A 20311-nucleotide genomic window follows, 5' to 3' on the forward strand; every position below is an offset into this window, starting at 1 on the left:
TGCAAAAGCCAGCGATTCTCTCGCTGGCTTTTTTGTTTCCGCTATGTCATTTGGTCATGTGATGATTAACACTGAATCCATGAACAACCTTCTCTCGTACGGAAACTAATTCGCCGCCTGTCGCTCATCATCGTTATGATCATCTCCACTGTCATCGACCTCTTCATCAGCCCAAGGCAAATGTGTGGAAAAGTGATCAGACAAGAAATCCACAAACAAGCGTACTTTGGCTGACAGATTTCGATTGAACGGATACACCGCCCATACCGCCGAGTCTGGTGCCCGATATTCCACCAATATTTCCACCAACTCACCGGAACGAAGCTTCTGATTCACATAATAGTCTGGTAATTGCGCCAACCCCAATCCGCGCAGGGTGGCATCTAACACCGCACTTCCACTGTTACCGTGCCAGCGCCCTTTGGGTTTGAATTGGATCATGACGCCATTGTCTTGAAACGCCCATGAATCAGCCAGCCCGACCAAGCAATTGTGCTGATGCAGTTCCTCAAGATCGTTCGGAATCCCAAACTCCTTGATATACGCAGGTGACGCACAGACATGCAGTTTACGTGGCGCGAGTTTCTTCGCCATCAAGGTGCTGTCTTTCAGATCACCGGTGCGTATCGCCAAATCGTACCCATCGTGCACCATATCGATCACGTCATTGGTGAAGTGAAACTCGACACTCAGCTTAGGGTAAACCTTGATAAAGTCATTGGTCAGAGGCGCGATATATTTCTCACCAAACACCGAAGGTGACGTGATTTTTAACGTGCCGACTGGCTCGGTTTGCATTTGCGTGACGAGCGCTTCGGCCTCACCGAATGCTTCGATAAGGTCATTACAATGCTCAAAATAGGTTTTGCCGACCTCGGTCAGCGTGATCTGTCTGGTTGTACGATAAAGCAATCGTGTACTCAACCGACTCTCTAACGCGTCAATACGTCGACTGACATGAGAGGTTGAAACACCTAACTTTCGTGCGGCGGCGGTAAAACTGCCACTGTTAACAACTTCAACAAATTCTTCAACACCACTCCAACGGTTCATCTTTGCTCCACTGAAAAGAAGTTTATTGATTGCTGCAACAATAAAACCCGCCCTTTGACGGTCTGATTGTTATCCTAATGTTACTCCATAATGGATAGCTCTCCGCCCATCTCCTACTAAGGTAGGAGAGTTATCGGAAGAAAGTAGTATGAACAGCCAGATCAAAGGAATGCAAAAGTGTGTTAAGTCTGCGATTTTGCTTTGTTTTTGCGCATTAAGTGTCAATGCAGAAACAAACAAGGTGTCAGAGCCAGAGCCAGATAACTATCGTACCGAGAATTATCGGGCATCGGTTCCATATTCGCTCATTGGCGCCACCGTGATTGAAACGCCCCAAGCGCTCAAACAATTTATGACCCTTCATGATCCCCTCTTGATTGACGTCTACCCTGCGCCAAACAAACCCGATAATTTGCTCAAAACCACCCTATGGATTGAACCAAGGCGAGAAACACTGCCCAATGCGCTTTGGCTTGCCAATGTGGGTCACGGCATCATGCCAGATTCGCTAATCAATCTGCTAAAGCAGAATCTGCCGAGTGACCAAGCTGTCGTGATATTTTGTGAGCCCAACTGCTGGCATTCTTGGAATGCAGCCAAGCGCGCCCTTGAATTAGGTGCGCAAGACGTAGTTTGGTATCGCGCAGGCGTGACGGGTTGGAAGGAGGCGGGGTTTGCACTCGAAACACACACGCCGATCCGCCCATGAAAAGCCTCCAAACACGCCTACTGTTACCGAGCATCTGGCTATCCATTTTCATGGCCTTTTCACCACTGGCTCAGACTATCTCTCTACAAGAAGTCGCACCCGGCGTGTTTTACCATCAAGGGAAAATTGACGACCTATTCACCACAGATTCTGGCCCAGTCGCCAATATCACCGTCGTTGTGGGCGATGAATCGGTGGCCGTGATCGACACAGGAGGCAGTCGTCGTGCGGGCGAAGCTATCTACCAAGCCATTCGCGATATCACACCGCTGCCCATTCGTTACGTTATCAATACCCATGTCCATCCAGACCATAACTTCGGTAATCAGGCATTTGTCGCTGAGAAGCCAGAATTCATTGCTCATACGCGCTATCCGGGCGATTTTAACGCCAAAACAGGGTATTACCTGCAACGCCTAACCTCGCCATGGTTTGAAGGAACGAAACCCATCGCCGCTACCCGTCTTATCGAATCGCAGGAGGAGATAGAATTAGGCAATCGCATATTAGTGCTCACGGCCCATGAACGTGCGCACACTCGCCATGATTTGAGCGTGTTTGACCCAGCCACAGGTACACTCATTACAGGCGACCTGCTGTTTATCGACCACATCCCCACGTTAGATGGCAGCCTTACAGGTTGGCTCAACGTGATCGCCACCTTGGAGGCACTGCCGTATCAGCGAGTGATCCCCGGCCACGGGTCTATTCAAGTTGGCAAAAATGCGTTTGCAAAACAGACGCACTATCTCTTCTCGCTGGCACAAGAAGTTCGTGCCGCCATCAATCAACCTATTGATATCAACACTGCCAGCCTTACGGTGATGACATCGCATGCCAAGGATTGGAAACTGTTTGAACAGTTTCATTCACGCAATGTGATTCAGGCTTACAAAGAGCTGGAGTGGGAATGATGTGAGGAAATCGAAATGAAAAAGATCGCTCTATTGCTATCCGCCGTGCTGGCGCTTCTCCCCATGCTTTCTTTCGCACAAAGTGAACAAGAAAGCATGAATTGGCCGCTGATCCGCGACAGCCTCTTTCCTGGTTCGCCAGAGATTATTGAAGATGATGTTGTCACACTAATCTCGCCAGTCCGTGCGCTCGATGCTGCGCTGGTGCCGCTAGAAATAAAAGTGAATGTGCGTCAGGACGACCCTAATCCCATAGAAACCATTCACCTTATTGTCGACAACAACCCCTCCCCCATTGTCGGCACCTTTGATATGAGCCCAAACAACGGTGTCGCCAATATCTCTACCCGTGTGCGCGTCAACGCTTACAGTCCAGTGCGAGTTATCGCAAAAACAGCGGATGGCAAACTGCACATGGCGAGTAACTTTGTCAAAGCTTCAGGTGGTTGTTCTGCCCCTGCGGGTGCCGATGATCTTCTGGCGCGCCAGAGAATGGGCAAAATGAAGCTCAAAGATCTTGGTAACACTGACACCCGCATGCTGCAATTGCTGATCAGTCATCCTAACTACAGTGGTCTGCAAATCGATCAGGTCACGCGCCATTGGATCCCATCTGATTATGTGAGTGATGTACAAATCACGCTTGAAGGTGAACCTGTGATGCAGTTTAACGGTGGGATCTCTATTAGTGAGAACCCTACCTTCACGTTTCATGTCGATGCAGAAAAACGCGGAAAGCTCAAAGCGAATGTGAAAGATTCAGCCGGACGAGAATTTTCCAGCGAATGGGACATTTGATCTTAATCCAAAAAATCCCAACAAAAAATAAGGTTATCCAGATGTCGTATCTTACTGAAAAGACAGTAATGACATCTGGCTCTTTCTGAGTTGATCTGAATAAATCCTTTCGTTAACACCGCCATCAATCACATTATTATCAATGCATTAAGGAACCAACTCCGCTTAATGCACATTGTTGCCTTGCAACAAAAGTGTTGTGCTCCTTTGCTCCTCACACAACCTCAAAAGCTGCCATAAACTCAATTCACCAACGTTTTGATGACGACACTTCGTTATCAATGGGCGGCAGCATTGTCGCATCATCCGATGTTGGAACGAATTGGCATTCGGGGTCAATGCTGAAACGCGAGACCGCATGTTGTAGATCGCCAACAAGCCACAAGCACAACCTTATGTTCTTTCATACGTTGAGTGCTGGCCAAAATAGCGTCCCTCACAACCCGCGGATTGCGCCCATCAAAAATTGAGACAATTAAGGCTGATGTGCCTTTGAGCACCAAACGCTCAATAGCACTCGCTGTCACGGAGGAAGTAAACATGATAGGTGTAAAAAGGTTGCGAAGCAGTTTGCTCGCAGTAGCAACTGTTTCCCTAACTCTGCTGTTTCCAGCAGCGTCTCAGGCAAACGACGAGCTATTAAAATTACAGCAAGATCCGGATCAGTGGGTGATGTGGGGCGGTAACTATTCCGGCAACCGCTATAGTCCGCTGGATCAGATCAACGCAAAGAATGCGAAAGATCTTCAGGTGGCATGGACATTTTCAACCGGCGTGTTGCGCGGGCATGAAGGTGGACCACTCGTATTGGGCGACACCATGTACATCCACACCCCTTTCCCCAATAAAGTGTTTGCCATTGATTTAAAAACGAAAGCCCTCATCTGGAGTTATGAACCTAAGCAAGACGCTTCCGTCATCGCGGTCATGTGCTGTGACACCGTCAACCGCGGTTTGGCATACGCCGACGGCAAGATCTTCCTGCAACAAGCCGATACCACATTGGTCGCACTCGATCAGAAAACCGGTGAAGTGATTTGGAAAATCGTCAATGGCGATCCTAAATCAGGCGGCACCAATACCAACGCGCCGCTCGTGGTGAAAGACAAAATCATCACAGGCATCAGTGGCGGTGAATTTGGCGTACGCGGTTACCTCACGGCTTACAACATCAAAGACGGCAGCCTTGCTTGGCGCGCATACAGCACAGGCCCTGACGAGGAAATGCTCGTCGATCCTAAAAAAACCACCGCCATGCTCAAACCCATAGGTAAAGATTCGAGCCTCGAGTCTTGGGAAGGGGATCAGTGGGAAATTGGTGGCGGTACCACGTGGGGTTGGTTCACTTACGATCCTGAGCTGAATCTTATCTACTACGGCACAGGTAACCCAAGTACATGGAACCCTTCACAGCGCCCAGGTGACAACAAATACTCCATGACCATCATGGCGCGTGATGCTGACACGGGCATGGCCAAATGGCTGTACCAAATGACGCCACACGATGAGTGGGATTATGACGGCGTCAACGAGATGATCCTTGTCGATAAGAAATTCAACGGCAAAGACAGAAAGCTGCTGGTGCATTTCGACCGTAACGGCTTTGGTTACACCCTTGACCGCATCACCGGTGAACTGCTAGTGGCAGAGAAATTTGATCCTGCGGTTAACTGGGCAACCCATGTCGATATGGAAACGGGCGTACCACAAGTTGTGGCGAAATACTCTACCAGCGAAGAAGATGTGGATACTAAGGGCATTTGCCCTGCCGCATTGGGCTCGAAAGACCAACAACCCGCATCGTACAGCCCGCGTACTGGTTTGTTCTATGTCCCTACCAACCATGTGTGCATGAACTACGAACCGTTTGAAGTCGCTTACACCGCAGGTCAACCCTACGTCGGCGCGACCCTTTCCATGTTCCCAGCACCAGGAAGCCATGGCGGCTTGGGCAACTTCATTGCTTGGGATGCGGAAAAAGGTGAAATCGTTTGGTCAATCCCAGAGCCGTTCTCCGTATGGAGTGGCGCACTGGCAACAGGCGGCGGCGTGGTATTTTACGGCACCCTTGAGGGCTACCTCAAAGCGGTGGACGAAAAAACGGGTAAGGAGCTTTATCGCTTTAAAACGCCATCCGGCATCATCGGTAACGTCAACACTTATGTCCATGACGGCAAGCAATACATCGCTATTCTGTCTGGCGTAGGTGGTTGGGCTGGTATCGGCATGGCCGCAGGTCTTGAAGGTGATACAGACGGTCTGGGTGCAGTAGGCGCCTACCGTAAACTGTCTGATTACACCCAATTGGGTGGTGTGCTGACGGTCTTCGCTTTACCTAACTAATCAAAACAATAACCAGGGGAGTTTAACTCCCCTTTTTTCTCAACATTGAATCAATGCAACCAATTGAGTGAAGCAGTTGCCTTCTAAACTCAATGTTATTGCTGAGAAGGGAATTCATATGGCTAAACGTTTTTTGTGGTCAATTTGTTTGTTATTGGGCTTAACAAGCCAGGGATATGCAGAAGAATATGAAGTAAAGGCGGTTGGGGTGAAATTCGCGCCGATGGTCGTGGTTTTACAGCCAGGCGATAGAGTCTCATGGACCAATATGCCAGCACACCTGATTGAAACCATTGATGTGATGGTGCCAGAAGGCACAGAGAAAATACAAACTGAAATGGGAATGAACGTTAGCTTCGTGTTCGAAAACGAAGGCGTTTACGTTTACAAATGCACCCCACACTGGGGCGCTCGAATGGGCGGCGTTTTACTGGTCGGTAACCCGAGTGACATTGAAGGCATTATCGACGGCTACATGGCAGAAATAGAAAAAGATAAATCACTGCTGCCCGCCAAAGGGCTATTAAAGAAATTCAAGAAACAGATGCAACAGCAAGGTTTGTTATAACGCCAGATTCGCGGATAAATTGCAGGAGGCAACTTATGATGAAAGCAGTTAAAACGGTAAGTTCACTCTTTGTCTTGGCATTGCTGGCTCTCTCCCAGCCAGCCAGTGCCAATGACTTCCCCACACTAGAAAGGGTGAAATTCGTCCAAGAGTGCATGGCACTCAAAGGCGGCCCTAGCTACGTCAACATGTACGGTTGCAGTTGCGTCATAGACAAGATTTCCGAACAACTCGCCTTCGATGATTATGTTCATGCTGATGCCTTCTTGCGCCTGCGCAACATGCGTGGCGAGCGCGGTGGCTATTTCCGTTCGTCCAAAGACAGCCGCACTGCCAGAGGTGAGCTTCTCGCGATTCGTGAAGAAGCCGACCAACAGTGCTTCTCGGCGCAACAAATCACTCGTATCCAGCAGTAGGAGGCAAAGATGAAGTCATTTTGTTATCGCAGTATTGCCTTATTGTCCTTGTTATTCACCCTCATCTTGCAACCAACGGTAGCGGTGGAGAAATCCTTCCCTTCACCACTGCCAGACAAACTGAGAGTGTGCGCAGACCCTAACAACCTTCCTTATTCCAACAAGGATCAGCAAGGCTTTGAGAACAAAATCGCCGATCAGCTGGGTGAATATTTTGGGCTAGATGTTGAATATGTGTGGTTCCCCCAACGTATGGGATTTATCCGCAATACATTGAAAAATTGGTCAGACAACACAGGGCGCTTCGCCTGTGATCTTGTCATTGGTGTCCCCACTCAATTTGATATTGCCGCCACCACCAAGCCCTATTACCGCTCATCTTATTCGATCATCTTCAAAAAAGACGGACCACTGGGTGCGGCGTTGACACAACAAGACGTTGCCACTGTGCCGGACAGCGTAAAACAGTCTCTAAGTATCGCCGCATTCGCCCCCTCTCCCGCGGTGACTTGGCTGAGAGATAACGGCTTTAAAGACAACACATCATTTTTCCGCATCATGAATGGCGATGGCGATGATTACCCAGGAAAAATGGTGAAGCGCGTTGCTGACGGTGAATTCGATATGTTGGTGATATGGGGGCCAATTGCAGGGTACTTTGTAAAGTCTCACCCTGAACTTTCTGTGATATCCATGACATCAGAAGGCAGCAATGTGTTTGATTTCCCCATGTCGATGGGCGTCCGATATGGCGAGCGACCATGGAAAGAAACCGTAGAAATGGCCATGGATGCCAATGCACCGCAAATCGCCATGATCTTGCAAGACTATGGCATCCCCGTTGTGGAAGCGTCATCAAAACCCCGACCAGATGACGACGATGATTAATCATGCCCGCCAATAAATCGCAACGCGGCAGAGAAGCACCTTCTCGTTTACCTGCCGCGGCAGAACCTTCCACGCCGCCAGTGATTAAAAAGCGGGCTCGCAGCTTCCTCCCCTTCATCATCATGCTGTTCATTTCTTTGCTGCTGGCTTGGATACCTATCGCGTTTGCTTCCGTCGCTGTGCTGGATTTTGAACTCAACGATCTGACATTGGCAGAAAGCGACCGTGCAACGCAATACAGCGAAAATGCACCAAACGCCCAAGAAATTGCCCGTACCGCCACACTCGCACCTCTTCTGAGAGAAGCCCTAAATACGCAATACGATTTTACGATAACACCTGTAGCTATGGCACTTTACGCCGAGGCCGATCAGGGCTTTGGTTATTTGTTCTCTCACCCCAGAGCGGTGACAGATTTGGGGAGGGTGTTAAACACTGACTGGGTGGTGGTGAGTCGCCTTCATAAGCCCAGCTTTTTGTTTGCCTATTTAATCACCCATGTTGTCCACGTACCGACGGGCAAGCAACTGCCTGAAATTATTGTGGAAATAAAAGGGCAACAACAGAAATTAAATCAGCGAGGGGTGAATACGTTAGCGAGGCAAATCAATGAGGCGATAAATACGGTTGAGCAACAGCAGAAAGAGGAAAAATAACGAGCGTTGATGGCGGTACATCCTTGTATCCTAAGTGTCCATTCGCTTTAGTCTCTTGATGCGAGACCGAGAGACTGATCAGAATCCTCAAAATTGATGGTTAAATTCCAAACGCCAATCCACACTGCTACTTGAGCCTGAACTGTCAGCGTAATTGGCAAAAAGGCGTACGTTCTGACGCGAGTTCAATTGGTAACTCGCCGCCACTTCATGGTGCCATCCATCCATCAAATCTGACATATAGTGATTGCTGTTCAGGGTGTTGATATACATGGGGTTGTAGTTGAGCCAAATATTTTCATTTATGGTGTATTTTGCGTAAGTCCCCACCACCATATAGGTCGAAGGAATCGCATAACCCACGCTGCCAACAGGGTTTTCAGTGCCACGAATTTCCGCCGTGTCGGTCACGGTCAACCCCGCACCCGCGAGTGGATAAAGTTGCAAATCTCCCATTGCCGGTAAGGCTTGCATAAAGCTGTAAGACGCACTGCCAAGGTCACTTTCAAAGTCCCAATTCACATCAAGCTGAGAGCCGCGCCCGGTGGTGGTATCTAAACTGAAATGGCGATAGCGCAAGGCATCAAAGCTGTCGTTGCCATCCAAGTGCAGCAAATCCCCTGCAAACCCTTTTAGCTCTAGAATGTTCATCGCCATGGTGTCGGGATTGCCCGTGTCATAGGCCATGCCGAGTTTGAAATTTAACCCTTGGTCCGTGATGCCCACACCACCTTGGGTGTACACCGCCAACGGATCAGACATATCTTGCAGCGCGTCATCGCCCTCTAACGCCAACAAAGACGGGCTAGCCAACGACAAAGAAACCAGAACCAGAGTGCGAGAATAAGAAGAATTTTTCATAACGTTTCCCTAGAAAAAAGGGGCCAACGGAGCGCCCCTTTGTGTTACCAGTATTTAGTGTTACCACTCAAGGTGATTGCCTGTTTCAGCGCCCCAACTCAGTGGGTGTGAACATGATCTTCATGGGCTAGTGCTTCGTCATCGTTGTGTAAGTCGTACAAGTGCGCATCAACCATTAGACCGTCTGCTGGACGTGGAACAATTTCAAATGCACTTTCAAATTCCACCGAGGCCTGTGCCAGTTTCTGCATTACACTGCTGTCGCCTTTGTAAATAACGCTTTGCTCTTTCAACAGGTCATTTAATGTCGTCTCACCCAACAAGATCTTGGTGACGTTCTTCTTGCTGATCACGATGCTTGCATCAGCGTGACGTACTTTGTCGACCAAGCCATTACTCAGGTTACCGTTCGACATTTCCACAAAGTGCACTTCGTTCAGATCCGGTACCACAACATTCATCGTGAATGGCGAGTGTTGAGCAATCGTCGAATCCACTTTCACCGCCATGTAATCCAGCAAATTAGTGATACTCATTTCAGCCAGCACATCAGGAGACGCCGTTTTCGGGTTACCCGGCAGTGTGCCTACTCGCAGCTCTTGCGCCCCCGTCAGGTAGGTGTTTCGCCAACCCATGGTTTCGGATTGATAACCCAATTGCTCATAGGTATCAGCCAGCAGTTTTCGCGCTTCTTTGTTGTTAGGTTCAGCGCGTACCACCTTGTCCATTGCGGTGGCAACAAAGCGATATTCACCCTCTTTGAAATCCGCATTGGCTTTCAACATCACCGCATCCGCACCACCCATATATTCAAGGAACTTCTCAGCTTCCGCTTGTGTCGGCAACGGGTTCAAATTGGCAGGGTTCATGTCGAAATAACCCAAGTACATGTTGTATACCGCTTTGGCATTGTGGCTGTAAGAACCGTGATAGCCATTGGTGTGCCACGCTTGTTGAATCGACTCAGGAATCACATCAATCACTGCATCGCCAATGTCTTGAATCACCACGCCATCATTGGCGAGACGCAACGTTTGGTTGTGCACAAAGCCATAGTTATCACGCTGAAGCTTCATGAAATCCTGCACTTCATCGTTACCCCAGATTGGCGATGAGTGAGAACCGAACAACACGTCAATGTCTGCGCCCCATGCATTGATCATCTCATTGATGTCTTTCGACCATTTCAGTGCATCACGCACTTTCGCGCCGCGCAGGGTATAAACGTTGTGCATGCCGTGATACATCATCTCGCCTGTCCACAAAGCATTCATTGACGGAATAAAGGTCGCCATGCCTGATGGAGATTCCGTGCCTGCGGTGTCGATGAAAATCATTTCTAGGCCATCAACAGAGTAAGTTTCGAATTTTTCCTCACTGTTGAAGGTGTAATCCGGTGCGACATAGGTGATGTCGCCGCTGCCGTACTCGGGAGAGCTGGTCGACATCGCTTTGCCCAAACCTGCATCAACAATCCCATGCTCATGCGCCCCCAATGTTGCGCCATATTGGTATGCTGCACGACGGGACATCGCATTGCCCGCCAACACGTTTTCATCCACCACTTCTTTGGTGATGTTGTGTGAGCCGTAAACTTTTACATCTGGGAACATGTCCACGATGCCGCGCGCACCGCCGAAGTGGTCGGCATGAGAGTGCGAGTAAATCATCGCAACAATGGGTAAATCCCCACCTTCAGGCACATTTTCTAGGAAAAACTTGGTCGAGATTTCTGCCGCTTGTTTGGTAAGCAGCACATCGTAAGCAATCCAACCTGTGTTACCGCGAATGAAAGTGATGTTCGATAAATCTGTGCCACGCACTTGGTAGATGCCATCACGCACTTCATACAACCCTGCTGCCGTGTTGTTTACTTGCGCTTGGCGATACAGCGAAGGGTTAACGGAATCTGCTACTTCATCTTGGCTAATGAAGTCATAATTGTTGAGCATGATATTGGCTGAAGACTCATCCAGCGCGGCAATCAAGCCTTTTTGATTTCGTTCAAACGCATCGCGGTCGGCCCAATTTAATGTGTCTGACAAGGCACTGTTTACCGCAATCGTTTCTGTTGTGGCTGGCTTGCCATTGACCTCTAAATCGCCATGAACATGGTCATGATCGTGGTTCGACGCCATCACAGGGAACGCCAACAGTGTTGAGATAACGAATGCGCTGATTGGATGCTTTTTGAAATTGGCCATGATTGCCTCTCTTTTTGCTGAATAGGGTCTTTTGTTTCGATGAGGAAATAGTACCGAGTTGACACATCAGCATAAATAAAGATAACTTTATTAAAAACATAACCATTAGCTATGTATTGAGGCGTGACGTCTATGGATTCCAAGCTCGATCTGAACCTGCTTTCTGTGTTCTTAGATGTTTATAGGCTGCGTTCCATCACGCTGGCTGCGGATGCACTCAACATGACACAACCGGGTGTTAGTGGCGCATTAAAGCGGTTACAACAACAAATGGGAGTAGAGTTGTTTGTGCGGGAAGGACGCGGTATCAGCCCGACGTCGGCAGCGGTTCAACTGGCTAACGATATCTCACCGGCTTTTGAGCAAATGGCAAAAGCCATGGGCAACATCAACCAGTTCACGCCACAGCACCATCGCAAATTCAATGTGCTGGTCAATGAAGTCGTCCTGCAAATTCTTCAACCCTTGGTTGAGCGTTCCGATCTGCTAGGAAACTGCGCCATTCAGTTCAACCCTACTCCTAAAAATGAAGAAGACATGCTGGAGATGCTGAGTCTGCAAAAAGCCGATCTGGCCATTGATATCGGCAAAGTCGACGGCCAGTCATACGCCTCAGTGCCGCTATTTGAAGAGTCGATGAAACTGATTTGTGCCAAAACGCACCCAAGGGTTCAGAGCACCATCAGCAAAGCGCAGTACTATCAAGAAAAACACATCACCTTGCGCATTCGTCGATCTAACCTTTATGCAGCAGACTTCTTCACCACTGAAATATTGAAAGAACGTAAAATCAGCGCCGAGTGCGAGTCTGTTTTGTCCATGATGGCGTTGGTTAGCGACAGCGATTGTGTCGCCATGACCAGTGAGAAACTGTCCGGTAAGTATGCCGAGCGATTTGGGTTGCAGGTGTTAGCGCCCCCGTTTGAGACACAAAAAGTGGTGCATCAAATCGTCTGGCACAAACGAAACCAGCACAGCCCAGCCAATCAATGGCTCAGAGAAACCCTGACTACGCTAATCAATGCCTGAGAGTGCGAACTGAAACGATTAAATGTGAAAAGTCGACCGTCAGTGACGCCCACGACACGACAATGAATACCAAACGGAGAAAGCTGCCATGAAGAAGATTCTGCTGCTTGTTATACCGCTCATCTTAAGCGCCTGCAGTGCTGATATTGGCCGTTCATGGGCGGAAAATGATTGCTCTAAAATTCGTAACAACGCCGACAGAGAGCAGTGCTACAAAGACGTCGATAGCACCTTTCGTGATTACTAGGCATGAGAGTTTGCTTTAGATTTTCAGCATAGATATTCGTATGGAAACAGGGCATAAAAAAAGTGACGCTATTAACGTCACTTTTTATTTCTCTACGCGTTTTTATGTGTAGAAGAATAAAGAGTTAAATCCCCTCGCCATCTCCACCAACATGATCTTCATGCAAACCACACTCTCGCTTCAAGCCAAAGAAACGCGTTTCTTCTTCTGTCATGCCTTCTTCAAGTTTACGCGTAGTGTGCACATCACCGACTGAGACATAGCCTTGATCCCACAATGGGTGATACGGCAAATTGTGCTCTTGCAGATAGTAATGCACGTCTTTGTTAGTCCAATCAATCACGGGCAAGAACTTGAACACGCCATTTTGAATACCAAGAATAGGCAACGTTTGGCGCGAGCTTGATTGGTCACGGCGAAGACCCGAGAACCAAGTGCCCACGTTCAGTTCATCCAGCGCACGACGCATTGGCTCAACTTTGTTGATGCGGTTGTATTGTTGAATGCCGTCAACACCTTGCTCCCACAGCTTGCCATATTGCGCTTCTTGCCAAGCAGCGCTTTGCTCAGCGCGATAAACTCGCAAGTCCAATGACAACTGCTTAGTGAGATCATCAATAAATTGATACGTCTCTGCGAACAAGTAGCCTGTGTCCGTCAAGATCACGGGGGTATCTGGTTTTTCTTGGACCACCAAGTGCAGCATCACTGCCGCTTGAATGCCAAAGCTTGATGACAAAGCGAACTCGCCCTGCAGATTTTCCAACGCCCACTGAACCCGCTCCTGTGCTGACAGGGTTTCCAGTTCAGCGTTAATTGGCGCCAGTTCCAAGATTTGCTGAGCTTTGTTACGGCTTAGCAAATCGGACAGTTGAAATTTAGGCATAGAAATCCCTCTTGGAGACAATCACTTCTGCAACCACGCCAGCACGAATGACGAAATCACCGAAGCCTTCACCGTCGTTACGCTCTGTCGCCCAACGACCAACTAAAGTGTCGATCTCTTCGAGGATTTGCGCATCGGTGATGTTCTCTTTATACATTTTAGGCACACGGGTACCTTCACGGTTACCGCCTAAGTGCAGGTTATAACGGCCCGGCGCTTTACCGACCAAACCAATTTCAGCCAGCATGGCGCGGCCACAGCCGTTCGGACAACCCGTGACACGCAAGATGATATGCTCATCTTCCAAGTCGTGTTTTTCCAAAATGTCTTCAACGTCAGTGACGAACTGTGGCAAGAAACGCTCGGCTTCAGCCATCGCCAACGGGCACGTTGGGAAGGCGACACAGGCCATAGAGTTCTTACGCTGCTCGCTCACACCATCGTCAATCAAACCGTATTCACGCGCAATCTTGTCGATCTTCGCTTTGTTCGCTTTCGACACGCCGGCAATGATCAAGTTCTGGTTGGCGGTCATGCGGAAATCACCTTTGTGGATCTTGGCAATTTCAGCCACGCCGGATTTCAGTGGCTTGCCTGGATAATCCAGTAAGCGACCGTTTTCGATAAACAGCGCTAAGTGGTGTTTACCGTCAATGCCTTCTGCCCAACCGATGCGATCGCCACGGTCAGTAAATTCATACGGGCGAACCGCCTCAAACGTGATACCTGCGCGTTTTTCCACTTCCGCTTTAAATACGTCACTACCGACGCGATCCAGCGTGTATTTGGTTTTCGCGTTCTTACGGTTTGAACGGTTACCCCAATCGCGCTGCGTGGTGACCACGGCGGTTGCCACATCTAGCGTTTTATCGAGTGGCACAAAGCCAAAATCGTCAGCTTTACGCGGGTACGTCGCGTTATCGCCGTGGGTCATTGCCAGACCACCGCCGACCAATACGTTGAAACCCACTAGCTTGCCGTTGTCAGCAATGGCCACGAAGTTAAGATCGTTCGCGTGCACATCCACGTCGTTTTGCGGCGGAATAACAACCGTGGTTTTAAATTTACGTGGCAGATAGTTAGAACCCAGAATCGGCTCTTCGTCTTGATGCCCTTCAATCTTTTCACCGTCTAACCAAATCTCCGCATACGCACGGGTTTTCGGCAGCAAGTGCTCACTGATTTTCTTCGCCCACTCATACGCTTCTTGGTGAAGCTCTGATTCTACTGGGTTGGTGGTACACAGCACGTTACGGTTCACATCACCCGCTGTTGCAATGGAATCAATACCAATTTTGTTCAGCGTTTGGTGCATCAACTTGATGTTCGGCTTTAGTACGCCATGGAACTGAAACGTCTGACGTGTGGTCAGGCGAATACTGCCGTACATAGTGTGTTCAGTCGCGAATTGATCAATCGCCAGCCACTGAGTTGGCGTGATGATGCCACCCGGCATACGGGCACGCAGCATGACATTTTGCAGCGGCTCAAGTTTTTGCTTTTGACGCTCAGCGCGAATGTCGCGGTCATCTTGCTGATACATGCCATGGAAACGGATCAGCTGGAAGTTATCTGCTGTAAATCCACCCGTGACGCGATCACCCAAGTCTTTTTCAATCGTACCGCGCAGGAAGTTACTTTCTCTTTTCAGGCGCTCGTTATCAGCCAATGGGCCAAGTTCTTCACCCAATACAACTTGCTTGTCACTCATTAATACACATCCTTTTGATAGCGCTTCGCCTTACGCAGATCATTCAAATAACCTTCTGCGTCTTCTCGGCTCTTGCCGCCTTGCTGCTCGACAACGTTAATCAATGCTTCATGGACATCTTTCGCCATGTGGGTCGCGTCGCCACAGATGTAAAGGTATGCACCTTCTTGTAGCCACTGCCAAACCGCTTCTGCTTGCTCAAGGATTTTATGCTGAACGTATTCTTTCTCGGCTTGATCTCGGCTAAAGGCGAGGTCAATTTTGGTCAATAAACCATCTTTGAGGAATTTCTGCCACTCGACTTGGTAAAGGAAATCTTGGGTGAAAGTACGATCACCAAAGAACAGCCAGTTTTTACCTTCTGCGCCACGCACATCGCGCTCTTGCATGAAGGCGCGGAAAGGTGCGATACCTGTTCCTGGTCCCACCATGATCACAGGGGCGTTGTCGTCGGCAGGTAACTTGAAGTTGTTGTTGTGTTCAATAAACACTTTCACGGACTCTGCATCTTCTGCACGCTGCGCCAAGAAACCTGATGCGCCGCCAATACGGGTATTGTCACCGTTTTGGAATGCCACCAAAGCCACCGTCAAATGCACCTCTTCACCCACGTCTTCTTGGCTTGAAGCAATAGAATACAAACGCGGGGTGAGTTTGCGAAGCAAGCCAGCCAGTTGCTCGGCAGACAGCTTGGTTTTCTTCTCACCCAGCACATCGACAACTTGAGTGTTGTTGGCGTATTGGCGAAGCTTGTCTTTGTCTTCCGCCAGCTTCTGAAGCTTTTTGCTACCAGACAGTTCTGCATATGCCGCCACTTGTTGTGGGTTAGCGGCAGTGATTTCAAACTTGTCCGTCAATGCGTTACGCAGCGACAAAGACTCGCCGCCTACTTCAACACTTTCATCGCCAGTCAGGCTGACTTTCGCCAAGATCTCGTCAACCAATTCAGGGCTGTTGCTGTAATAAATACCCAGCGCGTCACCCGGCTGATACGTTAAACCAGACTCACCCAAATCAATTTCGATGTGGCGAACATCTTTGCCAGAATCACGGCCTGTAATTTTTTGGTTGGTGACCAATTCCGCCGCATACGGATTTTGCTTATTGTACGCCGATGCTGCGCCGGCTGTGGTTGCAGCATGCAGTGGCACCACCACCTCATCAGCGCCACCACCAATCGTTTCTTTGACTTTACCCAGCACATCTGCACGCCAAGTATCGGCATCTGCGTCGTAGTCCACATCGCAATCAAGGCGAGGAATAATGGCTTTTGCGCCAAGCTTTGACAGGAATGCATCAAAATCTTTACCGGTTTGGCAGAAAAATTCGTAGCTTGAATCGCCTAAGCCCAACACCGCATATTGCAGGTTATCCAGCTTTGGTGCCTTCTTCGATTGAAGAAACTCATGCAGTGAAATCGCATTATCAGGCGCCTCGCCTTCACCGTTCGTGGATGCGACGATGATCAGGTGTGTTTCTTTGGCCAAATCACGGGGTTTGTAATCATCGGCTGAAAACAGTGCAACCTCGACACCCTCAGCATGCGCGCTCGCTTTCAATGCTTCAGCAACACCTTTCGCGTTACCGGTTTGCGATGCATAGATGATGGTGAGCTTGCCCGCAGGCTTCGCTGCTGTGGCAACCGCCTGCGCAAGGGGTTGAGGGTTGCTGCCTGCTGTTGCAGGCGTCTGGCTTAAGCCCCAAAAGTAGCCGCTGATCCAGGCCAGCTGTTGTGGCGATAATTCTGCCACGGTCTGCTGCAGTTGGCCGATCTGCTGATCGTTAAGCGGGCTTGCCAGTGCAGAAAGTTCCTTGAGTAACATGTCACGACATTCCTTTTCTATCTCGTGAACATAGATTAACTATTCGCCGTAATAACTAGAAAGAATAGAAATGCATGTTTTATAACCATGGGTATTCGCCATGCCCGCGGTGGACAGCAGCACAAGGATGAGTGAAGAAAGGAAACAAGACGTTTTGATGCGAGAGCGAAAGCGGGATTTGAGGGGCACACGAATTCAGCGCCATGCAGCGCAGTGAACGCAACGCGATAACTTACCGAGAGAAAACGAGGTTACATGTCGACGATGCGCACTTGGTGAAAACCAATATCCAACGCATTTTCAGTGGCAAGATCAACGTCGCCGAAACACTGCTCTAAGCCATTGCCATCGGTGAGTGGCACAAGGCCGCCTCTGGCATGGCGAAACTCAACAATCCATCCATCGCTAGATAAAGAAGGTTCGACGACGGCTTCCACCAGCATCTGCTGGCTATAGAGGGAACGAAGTTCTGATTTTGTCATTGAGCCTTCCTGTTCACGTACCAAAACAGAGGAGAATACTCAAAAGCATAGTCGCCCCGACTTGGATGTGCCACAGGCCGTGCTATCGATTTCGAGACGATGTAGATGCCGACGTCAACGAAAGACCGTCGCCATTATCACCGTTGAGCAGATGCACCATGGTCATTTTCAAGCGCATTGGTGAAATGGGCTTATGCAGCACCAAGTAGCCACAGTCGCGCGCGTGGTGCTGTAATTCTTCACTTCGATTGGCCGTCACAATGACGGTCGGCACGGGCTGCAGTCGTTGAGCGTTGAGTGATTTTGCCAATGCCAACCCTGTCAGCTGGTTATCAAGGTGATAATCGGCGATCAATAATTCCACAGGCGATTGCACCGTATCACAACTGATTTGCAGCGCTTGCAATGAACCTGCCGTCGTCACTTCACAGCCCCAGCGTTGCAATAACTCTTCCATCGCACTACAAATGTTTTGATCGTTATCGACCACCCACACTCGCGCCCCTTGCAGCGCCACAACGCCATCCGCCACCAAAGCTTCAATATTGCGCGGGCTTTGTGTTTCGGCTGCGCCATAGGGCACAAGAACAGAAAAGCGCGAGCCGACGCCGGGTATGGAATCCACCGTCACTGTGTGCCCCAGTACGCTGGAAATTTTATCCACGATGGCAAGGCCAAGTCCTAGTTGGGTATGAAGGTGATCATGATCAGACGTCAAGCGCTTAAACTCTTGAAATATTTCTTTTTTCTTATCTTCCGGTATGCCTACACCCGTATCGAGCACTTCAATGCGTAGCCCATCGCGACAACGACGACTGCCCAATAGAATTTTACCCGACGAAGTATAACGAAGCGCATTGGTCATCAGATTGCGAAGAATACGGGCGAGCAATTGGGAATCAGAGTACACACAGGCAGAGCTTGGCACGTAACGCACCTCGACACGGCTACCTTCTGCAGCATGAGCAAAGTCATGAGCGATATTGTCCAGTAGATCGCTAACTGGGAATGACTGTTTATCTGCCCTGACCACGCCCGCATCAAGCTTGGAAATTTCCACCAATGTGGTGATCAATGATTCCACATCATCCAAAGAATGGGTCAGCGAGTTGACCAGCTTGCGTGCAGAGGGCGACATGCGATGACTGAGCAAAGAGCCAAGATACAATTGCGCCGCATTGAGTGGCTGCAGCAGATCATGGCTAATTGCGGCAAGGAATTTGGTTTTAGACAAGTTAGCGCGTTCTGCTTCTTTTTTGGTTTCCAGCAAGCGCTCTTGAATCACCCGACGCTCTTCCACTTCACCCTGAAGCTGGGTGTTAAGTTCCTGCAACTGTGCGGTACGCTCTTGCACCCGTACTTCCAGCGTCTGGTACGCCAACTCTAACTGTTGCGCACTTTGTCTACGTTCCGTGATATCCCAATTGAGAACAAACAATCCGGTGATAGTGCCGTTCGATGACTGGTTCGGCACATAGCTTTTTACCACGTAGCGAGCCTCTCCACTGGCGTTGTATTCTTCAATTTCAAACACCACTGACTCGCCAGACAGTGCGCGATCAACATAGGGTTTCAGTGCGGCAAATTTGGATTGGCTGCGTGAAATAGAAATATGCTGCCCAAGCAATTCTCCGCTTGGGAAGCCATACCATTGGTCATAGGCGCGGTTTGTAAATTGATAGCGTAAATCGTCTCCAACATAGGCGATAAGGGCGGGCACATTATCGGTGATAAGTCTCAGCCATTGTTCGGTTTCACGAAGCTCTTTGGCATCAAGGTAGCGCTGCGTAATGTCGGTGTAGGTATTCACATAGCCATCATCTTCCATCGCATGACTGCGCACTTCAATCACGCGTCCGTCCGGCAAGGTTTGTACGCGTATTCCTTCGGGCGGATGCATCCCACCGCGTCCAATACGCCACAACGTCATTGGCGAAGCCGCCGTTAACGCCTCAATGTGCGCGCCGTTAAGTTGGGTTTGAGTAAACCCTGTCATGGCAAGAAAGCGTTGGTTAAAGACCTCGATACCGCCTTGCTTGCTCACCATCAGCACGCCTTGCGACAGGTTATCGACCATGTTTTGCAGCACGCGGCTTTTTTCTGCCATCGCGGCTTCAAAGCGGGCCGTTTCCGCCAACTTGAGTTGGGTAATATCGGAATACAACATCACCATGCCGCCATCGCTGGTTTCGCGTTCTTTGATTTGTAACCAGCGATTGTCGTGCAGTTTTATCGTATGCCCGTTATGATTTTCATCCACTTCGCGCACAATCAAACCGTGCTCTTCCGCCAGCTGACGAATTTTCTCTGGTGTCAATGCAGGGGTATTGAGTGAGATAGCGTTATCACGCCAGTAACGTTGGAAATGGCTGTTGGAATAGACAAGCTCGCGATTAGGATCATACAAGGCAAAACCATCAGAGATAGATTCTATGGCGTCGATAAAACGCTGATGCGCTTGCTCGGCTTGGTATTTAGCCTGCGATAACTGGCGATTTGCCGACTCAATCGATTGCAGCGCATGATTAAGCTCATCTGTTTTTTCACGAACCTGATCTGCCAACACAACAGAATGTTGAAACGCGCCCCAAGCATCAAGCTGCGCGCCACCTCCGCCCTGTTCAACACGGCGAACCAACGCATCAATCATCTTCTTTTGACGTGCGTTTTCGGCTTTTAGAGCAGCCAGTTGTTGTTCCAATGTCTGTTGTTCGTCGCTCAAT

At 49.4% G+C, this 20311-nt stretch carries 18 protein-coding genes; 10 read left to right on the forward strand and 8 right to left on the reverse strand.

The annotated features are described in order from the left end of the window. Positions 1 to 105: 105 nt before the first annotated feature. On the reverse strand, positions 106 to 1053 hold the full coding sequence (locus ACED36_RS05535) for a LysR family transcriptional regulator (protein ID WP_016959053.1): 948 nt from the start codon (positions 1051 to 1053) through the stop codon (positions 106 to 108). Between the two features lie 148 nt (positions 1054 to 1201). Between ACED36_RS05535 and ACED36_RS05540 the strand changes: the two genes are divergently transcribed. From ACED36_RS05540 to ACED36_RS05575, 8 genes are all read left to right on the forward strand, one after another. After that, positions 1202 to 1762: a rhodanese-like domain-containing protein gene (locus ACED36_RS05540; protein ID WP_371732903.1), complete on the forward strand. Its 561-nt coding sequence runs from the start codon at positions 1202 to 1204 to the stop codon at positions 1760 to 1762. Then, positions 1759 to 2676, forward strand: coding sequence for a quinoprotein relay system zinc metallohydrolase 2 (locus ACED36_RS05545; RefSeq protein WP_371732904.1), 918 nt, complete (start codon positions 1759 to 1761; stop codon positions 2674 to 2676). The genes ACED36_RS05540 and ACED36_RS05545 overlap by 4 nt, the downstream gene beginning before the upstream one ends. 15 nt (positions 2677 to 2691) lie before the next feature. Further along, positions 2692 to 3474 (forward strand): quinoprotein dehydrogenase-associated SoxYZ-like carrier, encoded by a 783-nt coding sequence (locus ACED36_RS05550; RefSeq protein ID WP_371732905.1) that lies wholly within the window; start codon positions 2692 to 2694, stop codon positions 3472 to 3474. A gap of 540 nt (positions 3475 to 4014) precedes the next feature. Then, entirely contained in the window at positions 4015 to 5817 is a 1803-nt protein-coding gene (locus tag ACED36_RS05555; RefSeq protein ID WP_371732906.1) for a methanol/ethanol family PQQ-dependent dehydrogenase, read from the forward strand. 118 nt (positions 5818 to 5935) lie between these two features. Next, the gene (locus ACED36_RS05560; RefSeq protein WP_016959058.1) at positions 5936 to 6385 is read left to right on the forward strand and encodes a plastocyanin/azurin family copper-binding protein; all 450 of its coding nucleotides are present in this window, start codon (positions 5936 to 5938) and stop codon (positions 6383 to 6385) included. A gap of 35 nt (positions 6386 to 6420) precedes the next feature. Beyond that, a complete protein-coding gene (locus tag ACED36_RS05565) occupies positions 6421 to 6801 on the forward strand; it encodes a hypothetical protein (protein ID WP_016959059.1) in 381 nt (126 codons plus the stop codon). A 9-nt stretch (positions 6802 to 6810) separates the two neighbouring features. Continuing rightward, positions 6811 to 7689 carry a quinoprotein dehydrogenase-associated putative ABC transporter substrate-binding protein gene (locus tag ACED36_RS05570; protein WP_371732907.1) on the forward strand — a complete coding sequence of 293 codons (879 nt, stop codon included), beginning with the start codon at positions 6811 to 6813 and terminating at the stop codon, positions 7687 to 7689. Between the two features lie 2 nt (positions 7690 to 7691). Beyond that, positions 7692 to 8345 carry a DUF2380 domain-containing protein gene (locus tag ACED36_RS05575; RefSeq protein ID WP_371732908.1) on the forward strand — a complete coding sequence of 218 codons (654 nt, stop codon included), beginning with the start codon at positions 7692 to 7694 and terminating at the stop codon, positions 8343 to 8345. Between the two features lie 87 nt (positions 8346 to 8432). Here ACED36_RS05575 and ACED36_RS05580 read toward each other — a convergent pair whose 3' ends face one another. Together ACED36_RS05580 and ACED36_RS05585 are read right to left on the reverse strand one after the other, a co-directional pair. Beyond that, entirely contained in the window at positions 8433 to 9206 is a 774-nt protein-coding gene (locus ACED36_RS05580) for a hypothetical protein (protein ID WP_371732909.1), read from the reverse strand. Between the two features lie 98 nt (positions 9207 to 9304). After that, complete coding sequence (locus ACED36_RS05585; RefSeq protein WP_371732910.1) at positions 9305 to 11410, reverse strand: alkyl/aryl-sulfatase; 2106 nt, start codon at positions 11408 to 11410, stop codon at positions 9305 to 9307. A gap of 132 nt (positions 11411 to 11542) precedes the next feature. Between ACED36_RS05585 and ACED36_RS05590 the strand changes: the two genes are divergently transcribed. After that, entirely contained in the window at positions 11543 to 12439 is an 897-nt protein-coding gene (locus ACED36_RS05590) for a LysR family transcriptional regulator (protein ID WP_016959064.1), read from the forward strand. Between the two features lie 88 nt (positions 12440 to 12527). Then, positions 12528 to 12686, forward strand: a complete 159-nt coding sequence (locus ACED36_RS05595) for a hypothetical protein (RefSeq protein WP_016959065.1) — start codon at positions 12528 to 12530, stop codon at positions 12684 to 12686. Between the two features lie 124 nt (positions 12687 to 12810). Here ACED36_RS05595 and ACED36_RS05600 read toward each other — a convergent pair whose 3' ends face one another. From ACED36_RS05600 to ACED36_RS05620, 5 genes are all read right to left on the reverse strand, one after another. After that, the gene (locus tag ACED36_RS05600) at positions 12811 to 13572 is read right to left on the reverse strand and encodes a phosphoadenylyl-sulfate reductase (RefSeq protein ID WP_016959066.1); all 762 of its coding nucleotides are present in this window, start codon (positions 13570 to 13572) and stop codon (positions 12811 to 12813) included. Continuing rightward, positions 13565 to 15283: an assimilatory sulfite reductase (NADPH) hemoprotein subunit gene (gene cysI / locus ACED36_RS05605; RefSeq protein WP_371732911.1), complete on the reverse strand. Its 1719-nt coding sequence runs from the start codon at positions 15281 to 15283 to the stop codon at positions 13565 to 13567. Before cysI ends, ACED36_RS05600 begins: the two co-directional genes overlap by 8 nt. After that, on the reverse strand, positions 15283 to 17106 hold the full coding sequence (locus tag ACED36_RS05610; RefSeq protein ID WP_371732912.1) for an assimilatory sulfite reductase (NADPH) flavoprotein subunit: 1824 nt from the start codon (positions 17104 to 17106) through the stop codon (positions 15283 to 15285). The genes cysI and ACED36_RS05610 overlap by 1 nt, the downstream gene beginning before the upstream one ends. A 251-nt stretch (positions 17107 to 17357) precedes the next feature. Beyond that, the gene (locus tag ACED36_RS05615; RefSeq protein ID WP_016959069.1) at positions 17358 to 17588 is read right to left on the reverse strand and encodes a hypothetical protein; all 231 of its coding nucleotides are present in this window, start codon (positions 17586 to 17588) and stop codon (positions 17358 to 17360) included. Positions 17589 to 17670: 82 nt separating this feature from the next. Then, the gene (locus tag ACED36_RS05620; protein WP_371732913.1) at positions 17671 to 20310 is read right to left on the reverse strand and encodes a NahK/ErcS family hybrid sensor histidine kinase/response regulator; all 2640 of its coding nucleotides are present in this window, start codon (positions 20308 to 20310) and stop codon (positions 17671 to 17673) included. Position 20311: the final 1 nt, after the last annotated feature.

Origin of the sequence: Enterovibrio sp. FF113 (assembly GCF_041439165.1) — a bacterium.
Lineage (GTDB): Bacteria > Pseudomonadota > Gammaproteobacteria > Enterobacterales > Vibrionaceae > Enterovibrio > Enterovibrio norvegicus_A.